Source organism: Gluconobacter sp. P1D12_c, assembly GCF_018812105.1.
GTDB lineage: Bacteria > Pseudomonadota > Alphaproteobacteria > Acetobacterales > Acetobacteraceae > Gluconobacter > Gluconobacter oxydans_A.
Genome location: NZ_JACSIQ010000379.1, coordinates 1 through 483 on the forward strand (window position 1 = coordinate 1; position 483 = coordinate 483).

General features: G+C 43.5%; 1 protein-coding gene. It reads right to left on the reverse strand.

Annotated features, from left to right (window positions below; translation table 11 throughout):
- Positions 1 to 258: 258 nt before the first annotated feature.
- On the reverse strand, positions 259 to 483 hold a 225-nt coding region (locus KP705_RS17265; RefSeq protein ID WP_215765162.1), incomplete at its 5' end, for a hypothetical protein.

A 483-nucleotide genomic window follows, 5' to 3' on the forward strand; every position in this document is an offset into this window, starting at 1 on the left:
CCATTCCCAAACATATAACGAATAGCCTTGGTCTCATAACGTGCCTTCAATCGCACAGCCTTTATATTGAACAGATTTTCAAGCCTCTGTACTTCTCTCTCTATTTCTCTATATTTTTCCTTCTTTACCATATCCATAACAATCTCCGACCCTCAGTTTGTGGGGTACTGGAAACTTATTGTAGCAGATAGAAATCAATATTTGACTTGTCATAGTGTCCGACTATGACAATTACATTGTCGTCGGTCCTGCGGAGCTTCAAAGATACCAGTCTGCAAGCTCCTGAAAGGCGTCCTGATTAGCTTCGAAGTATTCGGAATCCGGAACCTCAATAGGAGGCTCATCAAGCTCTACGGTGTCTTGTAGACGCTCTATGTCGAGAACCTTTGACAGCATCCCATCTTCTAAGACGCTACCCCCACCTCTACCCATGTGAGATATCGTGTAAGTGTCAAGCATATATGCTTTTGCGGAATCATCCAC